Source organism: Streptomyces thermospinosisporus, assembly GCF_039526425.1.
GTDB lineage: Bacteria > Actinomycetota > Actinomycetes > Streptomycetales > Streptomycetaceae > Streptomyces > Streptomyces thermocarboxydovorans.
In genome coordinates this window covers 1-7356 of record NZ_BAAAIZ010000108.1, presented here as the reverse complement: position 1 = coordinate 7356, position 7356 = coordinate 1, and the positions used below count along the sequence as shown (strand labels likewise).

Annotated in this window: 5 protein-coding genes; all 5 read right to left on the bottom strand. The window is 65.1% G+C overall.

Features of this window, described 5'->3' with window-relative positions:
- Nucleotides 1-57: 57 nt before the first annotated feature.
- The 5 genes from ABD207_RS28055 to ABD207_RS28035 are packed head-to-tail and all read right to left on the bottom strand — an operon-like array spanning nucleotide 58 to nucleotide 7198.
- Complete coding sequence (locus tag ABD207_RS28055; protein ID WP_344016004.1) at nucleotides 58-1353, bottom strand: SagB family peptide dehydrogenase; 1296 nt, start codon at nucleotides 1351-1353, stop codon at nucleotides 58-60.
- A 13-nt stretch (nucleotides 1354-1366) separates the two neighbouring features.
- On the bottom strand, nucleotides 1367-3595 hold the full coding sequence (locus ABD207_RS28050) for a TOMM precursor leader peptide-binding protein (RefSeq protein WP_344016002.1): 2229 nt from the start codon (nucleotides 3593-3595) through the stop codon (nucleotides 1367-1369).
- On the bottom strand, nucleotides 3588-5516 hold the full coding sequence (locus tag ABD207_RS28045) for a type 2 lanthipeptide synthetase LanM (RefSeq protein WP_344016001.1): 1929 nt from the start codon (nucleotides 5514-5516) through the stop codon (nucleotides 3588-3590). The genes ABD207_RS28050 and ABD207_RS28045 overlap by 8 nt, the downstream gene beginning before the upstream one ends.
- 15 nt (nucleotides 5517-5531) lie before the next feature.
- Nucleotides 5532-6788 carry a cytochrome P450 gene (locus tag ABD207_RS28040; RefSeq protein WP_344015999.1) on the bottom strand — a complete coding sequence of 419 codons (1257 nt, stop codon included), beginning with the start codon at nucleotides 6786-6788 and terminating at the stop codon, nucleotides 5532-5534.
- Nucleotides 6785-7198 (bottom strand): hypothetical protein, encoded by a 414-nt coding sequence (locus ABD207_RS28035; RefSeq protein ID WP_344015998.1) that lies wholly within the window; start codon nucleotides 7196-7198, stop codon nucleotides 6785-6787. Before ABD207_RS28035 ends, ABD207_RS28040 begins: the two co-directional genes overlap by 4 nt.
- Nucleotides 7199-7356 lie beyond the last annotated feature (158 nt).

Genomic DNA, 7356 nt, shown 5'->3' with positions numbered 1-7356 from the left:
GTCCCCCACCAGATCACTCACACCCCACCAACGACCCAGAACCCAAACCGTTTCGGATCAATAAAGGCCGCCGACATTCTTCAATGTCGTTGCGTACCCGATCGAACGGTACTTCCAGGCCATGCGTTCGAACCGCGAAACGATCTTGAAGAGTACGGGTGGTGCTGACGCGGCTGACGAGGCTCGGAGAGCGCCTTGCAGGACGGCATCGAAGTCCGCGGAGGACACGGCGATCCACTCCAGCGCGTGCTGAGCGGCTGAGTAGCGGTAAGCGCCAGGCTCAAGCCCGGTGACTCGCGTGACCAGCGCATAGAGCTCGAGGTCGTGCACACCGCCGCCGGACGGGAATGGCCGATCGCTGGCTTGATACGGCATGTTCGCCTCGGGAATCGGGCCGTAGAGGCCGCGGATCCGTAGGCATCGGAAAAGGAACTCCCCGAGTTCCTCAAGCGTCAGTGGTTCGTCGCTGTACTCGCGCAAGGAACAGCGGCCTTCGATCGCATCGCTGAGCAGTGGGTCCCGAGCGCGAACCTCGTGTTCGTCAGGGACTGGGAGGGTGATCATATTTTCTGCAGCTGAGCGGGGAACAGCCGGTGAAGGGTCGAGGCTGCCCAGGAATGGGAACTCGGCCCCGAAGCCCCCGTCGTGGCTGCCGAATCTGCTGTGTTGGTGCAGGAGCAGATCGGGAAACTCGGCAACACCCAGGAGGGCCTCTCCCATACCGGTGCCGCCCTCTGTCTCGGTACCCTCGAGCATGCCGATGCTGGCGAGTAGGTGGCAGATGGCTTCGGCGTGTCGGCCCGGTCCCGGATGCAGCACGGGTCCGGTCACCAGGCTGGTGACAAGTCGTGAGGTCTCTTCGTCCTGCAGGAGCACACGATGGGTCGAGGTGGCCGACGCCAGCTCCAGTTCCTCCTCACCGCGGTGCAGGAAGGCGAACTTCGACAACCGTCGGCAGGTCGGATCTGGGCCCAAGGCGGGCAGCTTCGCCGCGTATGAAGCAGGCTTCACGGTCAGCAGCGACCGCTCTCCCGCCATGAGGCGCAGCTCGATCAAGAACGCGAATTCCTGGCATGCCCAGAGGAGCTCGGCGAGTGCGGCCGTGGATCCCTGCTCACCTGCCAGGGCCGGCATCCCTGCAATGAGGTCATGACTGTCTGTCCACTCCTCACTGAGTTGTCGCAGGGCGGACGCCGTGACAGCAGTGACCCCTGTGAGACGTGCGCTTCCCCACCAGTGGTGCACTGTCAGCTCACCGTCTTCGGCGGACTCGACCACTGCCTCTGGGCGCAACCGGGCCTGAACTTCGAGGCCTCGGGCGCGCCACAGATCCGGAAGGACGAACCAGTCCACTTGCTGCCTCCCGTCACAGGAACATCGCGGTCGGGTTCAGCTGCTCCTCCCTCAAGGTCTCACTGAGCCACCCCATCGAGACGGGAACCTCGTAGAGCCGACCCGGAGCGAGCCGGGCCCAGAAGTGCCGCAGGCCGGGCACGATCACCTTGGCAACCGAGAGCCCGACGTCGGGACGGGTCTGGTCCAGGACCAGCACCTCGTGGCCGGCCTCCTCCAGACAGGCGAGCAGGCGTCTCAGCTGCGTGTGTACACCGAGCGGCGAGGTCGGGACGGGCGGCGAGCGCAAGGGTGCGTCACTCGGCAGCAGATAGGGCTCGCTCTCGATGGTGGCCGTGCGCCACCAGGCCTTTTGTGCCGCTTCCGGGTAGGGGTAGTCACCGTCGGGTTTCCGATTGGCCGGTAGGACGGCGGGCAGGATGTGGTTCAACTCCAGCACGGCGTGGCGCAGAGCGGTGCGCGGGTCGAGGTGCGCGCCGAAGCCGAGGACTATGTCCTCGGTGTCGCCGTCGAGGCGCCGCGAGATGGCAGCGAATGTGGGGATGCCCAGATCAGCGGTAAGGTCGAGCGCCCAGGCCTCCCGGCCGATCGCCCGGTGGTCGTCGAGAAGGCCCTTTACAGAGGGGTCCGCGCAAGCATCGATGTCCACGGCCGGTCTGCGCAATCGGTTGTACCACCAGATCGAGACGGCGTCTCGCTCGATCAGCTCGTACATTCCGCGTGTCACAGCGTCCGCCAGGGATGTTCCCGCTGCGCAGCCGTTTGAGTCCGCCCAGCAATAGGGCCCGGGCTCGCCCGGGGTACGGGGATAGAAGTAGAAGAGGTACGAGGACGGGAGCAGTTTGAAGCGGCCGGCTCCGAGCGACCAGACGCCGGTCCAGTCGAGCATCGCTTGTTCGTCGAACGGCTCGGGCACGGCGTTGAAGGCGGCCTGATCCTGATTGATCGTGTGGCGCATCGCGTACTGACGTTCGCTGTACAGCATGCATGCAGTCGGGTCCACGGTGGTGGCGGGATCGAGGTCGACGTATCGCGCGCGCAGAACGGGTTCGTCGCCGAGTGTCATGCCCGAGTAGCGCTCAAGAGCTTCACAGATCGCACCACACTCGGCCTCTTCGGCTGTGGTGCCAACCCCAGCGCCTTGGCTGATCGCACTGTTCTTCAGCCCTTGCAGGTCGAGTGCGTCCCCGCCGAATCCGAAGAAGGCCGTGCATGTGGGCCCTCGCGCCAGGCCCGAGTCGGCGGCCTCGACGGCGGAGACTAGTCCGGTAACAGGGCTGACGAAGCGCCGAAGCTCCGCCAGCGTCTTCGGCTGCGATTGCGCACCGCCGAGTTGCGGTGGCGTCGTCATGAGCCGCGTCTGCAGTTTCGGATCACCACACATCCCGCACTGGGGGCGGCGCTCAACCGGATGAGAGGTGGAGGCCAGGGTGGCGAGATTGATCACCCGCACCTCCGCTGGCCGTGGCCTCGTCGTATCGGCCAGCCACTTGGCCAGCTCCAATGCGATGAGGCCGGCGACCAGAGGTGCGTGTACAGGGGTCGTAGCGGGGGCACTGGTGTCGCCGACGCCGTTGCCTGCTCTTTTCGCGATGTACCGGTCGATCGATCGGTTCGCCCCGAGTCGCGCCGTAAGGCATGTGTAACAGGCGTTGCCCGGCGTGAAGAGCGGACCGAGCCACAAGGAGAATCCGGTCGTCCTGGCCAGAAGCCAGGGTCGGCCGTCGCGCCAGTTGTCGCGTGCGAGGGCCGCGAGCTCTGGCGAAAGGTAGTTGGGTGTGAGGACCACCTGGGGGGTATGGGCCGCGGAGGCAGACCGGGAGACAACCCGGATTCCGAATGCCTCGATGGCGGCCGTAACAGCAGATGGGTCGGCACCTCCCGAAGCGAGGACGGCAACGGTGGCGTTCTCAAGCCCTCGCTCAGCAGTGCCGGGATCGTAGCCGAGCTCGTCCCAGAAAGCCGCCGTGGCCCCCAAATGACCCTCCCCTTCGGTAAGTACACCGCTCCGGCGCATCACGTCCAGTGCGTAGTGGGCCACCGCCCTTCCGTGCACGGGCGCGAGCGCATCAACTGCGTCCGTCGGGGCCGCCCCGTCAGCGAGGTGATCCGACAGATCCGCGAAGACCGGTCCCTCGAAGAACTGAGCGTCATGTTCCGAGAGGAGGAACAATCCCTCGCCCCGAACGGGAAAGGGCCGATACCGAGCCCGAAGCCGGAGCATTCCCACGGGATCAGCCATGTCGTGCTCCTTCGACGCCATTGATCGAGACGACTCCCATGCGCAAGATGCGCGCGTGTGCATCGGTGTCGAACTGCTCGAGGTCCGTCAGCCGGGCCTCCAGACGTAGCTCCGCGGTGCCCGAGAACAGGTCGGCGAGAGTGTCGCCTCGTGCATCAGCGACCAACGTAGTCGCGGGATTGCTGAGAAACTGCGGGATGTCCAGGGCGCGGAGTGCTTGGACCTCTGACCACGCGACTCGCATCCGGTCGCTCACGCGCTCCTCGTCGCCCCACGCTGGTGCGGTGCCAAAGACGTGTGCGAGCGCCGTTTCCCGTGCGACGCCGCTGAGCAACGACTGCGGGGTCAGCGACGAACGGAGAAGGATGAGGTATTCCCATGTACTCCGCAGCAGAGCCCGCACCCACAAGCGAGGCAGGTCGCTCAGCGGCCCGTCAGACGAGCGCAACCTCGATGCGCAACGCTCCAACACCTCCTGTGCCCGACGATACCCGGCCTCGATGGTGTCAAGGTAGTCCTCGGAAGGCACGGGCACCCCGTCTATGACGGGCCACGCGACCTCGGGATACCAGAACAGCTGACCATGACGGAGAAGTATGTTGCCGTTGTTTCGGTCCCGATACCCCTTCCACAGTCCCAGCGGCAACGCTCGGATTCCATTCCCGGCCAGACCGCCGAAGTCCTGGCGGCCGTAGTTCTGCACGTCCATGGGCTGAGTGACCGCACCGGTCGGCAGCACTGATTCGTCGTACAGCCGAGGATCGAGTTCCGGCAGCCGGACCTGGAACCCGAGGCCGTCGATGCGCGGCTGGAAGGCACATTCCAGATCGACGAAGAACGGCAACTCCCCCCAGATGCGGAGGTTGTCGATCCAGAAGTCCTGTCCCTCGACGAGCTGCAACACCCGCAGCACCGCACCGTACCGTCGGAACAGACTCCGAGCGGATTCCGGGCCAGAGACGGCCTGTTGCGGAATGAACTGCTCCCAGCTGTAGCCGTTGCGGGGGAGCACGCGGAACGACGGCAGCAGCAACTCGCCGGCAGCGGCGTTGATGGTGTCGACCAGGCGGAGGAAGGTATCGGCACAGCGCAGGTCTTTGGGCTTGTAGACCACCGTGTCGCCCGAGGCGAACGTCAGCGTGGCCACCGAGCGCCCGTCGTTGTGGCGGTCGCCGAGGTCGAAGTCGATTCTCACGACCGGTCCTGGATCCCGGTCACGCAGCAGGAAGCTTCGGATCGTGGGCAGGTCGGCGCCCAGCCGGCCCACCAGCTCGAAGGCGTTCTGCCGCCACTGGCGCACGCCGGTGCCGACCACGTAGTTGAGACCGGGGAACCCGGTGAGTCGCTGATGCCAAGCGTCGCGTGTGAAGTCCCACCGGAAGTCGGTCCGCCCCAAGTTCTCCAACTCGAGCACCGCGCCACAGGTCATCACCACGCGAGTGGCGAGGTGGCGTGAGAAGGACGTGAGCGTGCGCGCATCGAGGAATCGGTGCCGAGCCTCCAGCACACCCCAGTCGAGCAGGCTACGGGCTGCGTCGGAGAAGCAGGCCGTCGCCACATCGATCGAGTCTGTTGTCGGGGAGTGGCCGTACTCCTCCTGCGGCAGATGCCTGATGGTGTTCACGAGGCACTCGACCCAACCGGGAGCGCTGTGTCCGGGTTCCAGCACCGCGTCTCCGAATGCCTCTTCAACGGCGGCATCGTCGAAGCCGATGGTTTTCAGGACCTCGTCGTCAAGGCCGGGCCGATGGCCCGAGACAATCGCCCGCCAGGCCTGTGCAGCCGCAGCGCCGTCGGTGGTCCTCGTCGAGCGGAATGCGGGATGGCGACGCCGATGAAACGGCGGCGCACCGATGGCGATCGACCGTGCCCATTCCTGGTCGACATCGACGAGGCTCGCTACGGACGGGATGCTCACCATGACCTCCCAGGATCGTCAGCCGCCTGGCTCTGCATACAGACGTACGTTCTCGATGCCGAGGATCGGTAGTGACGGAATGAAGGACGCGCGCTCCAGGTCTGGGGTCACCCGGATACGGGCGCACCGGGTGCACAGCGACCGGAAAAGGATCCGGCCCACCAGCATGCCGAGCGTGCCGCCCAGACACCCGTGCGGACCGATCCCGAAGGCTATGCTCTCGCGTTGGGATCGGTCCCATCGCACCTGATCGGGATCGGCGATGCACTCGGGATCCCGGTTCGCGGCGTGGATCAGGATGAAGACCAGCGCACCTTCCGGGATGGTGCACGAGGGCGTCGGGACGTGCTTCTGCAAGTGCCGTACGCAGAGGCGGATCGGTCCCCACAGGCGCATCGCTTCCGAGAAGGCGACTCCGGAGAGTTCCGGTGACTGCCTCAGCCGGCTGAACACCTGCGGCGAGCTGCCGAGGAAGCATACCGAGTTCGCGATGGCATACGTGATGGTGTCGAGCCCCGTCAGCAGAAAGAGGGCGAAGTACGAAAGTAACTGGTCGTCGTCTAGTCGACCGTCCTGCCAGGCACTGAACAGCTCCCGCCCGATGCCGCCGTAAACCGGGCCGGAGGGCATCCGCGCACAGCGCAGGACGTATTCCCGGATTCCGTAATATGCCGCCCGCGCCGCGTCCCTCTCATCCGTCGATTGGTCGTAGCGACCCATCTGGCGGTACAAGGTCCGTGACCAGTCTCCCACGAAGTCCCGGTCCTCGGGCGCCACATCAAGCAGGAGACAGGAGAGGATCTCGGGTACGCGCACCCCCAGTGTGCCGACGATGTCGCTGCCCGCTTCCGTGAAGGCCGCGGGATACAGCAGACTCTCCACCTGTCGGGTGATATCGGACTCAAGTTTTGAAATGCGTCCTTCCTTGAACAACGGCTGTGTCAGCGCACGCATCCGACGGTGCTCGTAGCCCGACTCGTGCGGCAGCATCCCGAGCATCAGCTTGTTGACCTCGGGAATACTTGTCGATGGGAAGAGCGCGGTGAGTTCCGCAGAGTTGTGCCCCATAGTGGCGCGAACATCAGACCATCGTGTCACCACCCACTCGCCGTCCCCGATGGGAAGCGGTGGGACGCGGAGGAATAGATCGTAGAAGTCGCGCCACTCTTCACGTCGAGCCGGATTGCGCAGAAACTCTAGAGCGAGCGAGCCAACGGACTTGGCGAACTCGTCGACGGGCTCCGGTATTACGGGACCTGTTGACGACGCCTTCACCGGCCAACCTTGACGTTCCACTTGCTCATCAGCGCGCGGGCGTACTCCCGGCCGCCCGGATCTTCGGCGAGCTGCTTGACGGCGCCCAGTTGCTTGTCCAGGACTTCGGCGCTCTCTGCAACGCAGGCGCATGAGGCAGTACACCCGGTGCATGGACACGTCGCGCAGCTGATACTGCTCGCGCTCGAACTGATTGCGAACGTGTCATTGAGGGGCTGCGACCCGAGATCACCCGGCTTGTCCGGGAGATCGGGAACATCGCGCCCGCCGAGGTCAATTCCGGCGCCGCTGAGAACCGCACGTGGGTCACGTCGGTAGGCTTCGGCAAGCGCTGGGTCCGCCCACGCACGCGCGATGAATGCCGCCAGCTTCCGAGATTCCTCGGCTGTGAACTTGGCTTCGCTGGCCATGTCGGGATCCTTCCGATTCGTACTGCAGTCGCCGCAGGCCTGTTGAATGGGCAACTCTCGGGGCCATTGAATTCGCAACTGCCGTTGCCTCCGGACCTAACCTCGCGCTTTCATGAAGCGGGCTGTCCGGCAGGCGGTCAGGAAAGCAGAAAGTGCCC